At 67.1% G+C, this 1,698-nt stretch carries 1 protein-coding gene and 1 other RNA gene; both read left to right on the top strand.

From position 1 onward, the window contains the following. The first annotated feature begins 292 nt into the window (after nt 1-292). Nucleotides 293-389: signal recognition particle sRNA small type (gene ffs, locus LQV16_RS23425), an RNA gene on the top strand. A gap of 27 nt (nt 390-416) precedes the next feature. Next, on the top strand, nt 417-1,698 hold a 1,282-nt coding region (locus tag LQV16_RS23420), incomplete at its 3' end, for a DNA polymerase III subunit gamma and tau (RefSeq protein WP_229996219.1).

Genomic DNA, 1,698 nt, shown 5'->3' with positions numbered 1-1,698 from the left:
CCTGAGGACATGCCCCATGCAGCACGCACTAGCTGGACACAGTCCCCCAGCGCCGCCTGCATTGCCCGGATCCACCCTGCTGGCCGCAATAACTACCCGCAACTACCCGCGAAAAATGAGCATGGCCCACGCTGCCCTCCCCCGCCACCGGACATGCCCCGCAGCCCGGCCGAGGGCTGGACATAGTGCCAACCAGCCCAGTCCTGCCCGCAAAAAATGGGCATGTCCCGCCGGGGATAAGGGGCCAAAACGGGCCAATTCGAGGCACCGCCAATCGTCAGGTAAACTTGCTGACGGCCCCTCATGTGGCGTCATCCTGTTGAACTCCCCCAGGACCGGAAGGTAGCAAGGGTAAGCGGGCTCTGGCGGGTGCATGAGGGGTCTTTTATGTCTGTGCCGATTGGTAGGGTTTATCTGTGACTGTTACTACCGCTCTCTACCGTCGATACCGCCCCGATTCGTTCGCGGACGTTATCGGGCAGGAGCATGTCACCGAGCCTCTCATGACGGCCCTGCGCAAGAACCGCGTCAACCACGCCTATCTCTTTTCCGGCCCCCGCGGCTGCGGCAAAACCACCTCGGCCCGCATTCTGGCCCGCTGCCTGAACTGCGCCGAGGGCCCCACGGACACCCCCTGCGGCAAGTGCCCCAGCTGCGTCGAACTGGCCCGCGGCGGCTCCGGCTCCCTGGACGTCATCGAGATCGACGCCGCCAGCCACGGCGGTGTCGACGACGCCCGCGACCTCCGCGAACGGGCCACCTACGCCCCGGTCCGGGACCGCTACAAAATCTTCATCATCGACGAAGCCCACATGGTCACGTCGGCCGGCTTCAACGCCCTGCTCAAGATCGTCGAAGAACCGCCGGAACACATCAAGTTCATCTTCGCCACCACGGAGCCGGACAAGGTCATCGGCACTATCCGCTCCCGCACGCACCACTACCCCTTCCGGTTGGTGCCGCCGGAGCCTCTCATGGCGTATCTGGAGCTGCTCTGCACCCAGGAGAACGTCCCCGTGGCGCCCGGCGTGCTCTCCCTCGTCATCCGCGCGGGCGGGGGTTCGGTGCGCGATTCCCTCTCCGTGCTGGACCAGCTCATGGCCGGCGCCGGACCCAACGGCCTGAACTACGAGCTCGCGGTCGCCCTGCTGGGCTACACGCACGCGTCCCTGCTGGACGACGTCGTCGAGGCCGTCGCCGCGTCGGATTCCGCCACGGTATTCCGCGCTGTGGACCGGGTCATCCAGACCGGGCACGATCCCCGGCGCTTCGTCGAAGACCTGCTGGAACGCTTCCGCGACCTCATCATCGTGCAGGCAATGCCCGAAAGCGCCCAGTCCATCCTCCGCGGCATGCCGGCGGACCAGATCGCCCGCCTGCAGAACCAGGCCCACAACCTCGGCGCGGCCGAGCTCTCCCGCGCCGCGGACGTCACCAACACCGCGCTCACGGACATGACCGGGGCCACCTCGCCGCGCCTGCATCTGGAACTGCTGTGCGCCCGCATCCTGCTGCCCAGCTCCGAACAGACCGAGCGCGGCATCGCGGCCCGGATCGACCGCGTTGAGCGGCGGTTGAACTATGCCGGGAACGACGTCGGGGCTCCCCTCGCCAGTGCTCCCGCACCTGCCGCCGTTCCGCCTGCGCGCACCGAACAGCGCACTGAACAATCGGCTTCTCCCCGGCCGCCTGCTGCAC

Source organism: Arthrobacter sp. Bi26, from assembly GCF_918697925.1.
GTDB lineage: Bacteria > Actinomycetota > Actinomycetes > Actinomycetales > Micrococcaceae > Arthrobacter.
The sequence above is the reverse complement of the archived record's forward strand: the minus strand, read 5'-3'. Positions and strand labels throughout refer to the sequence as shown.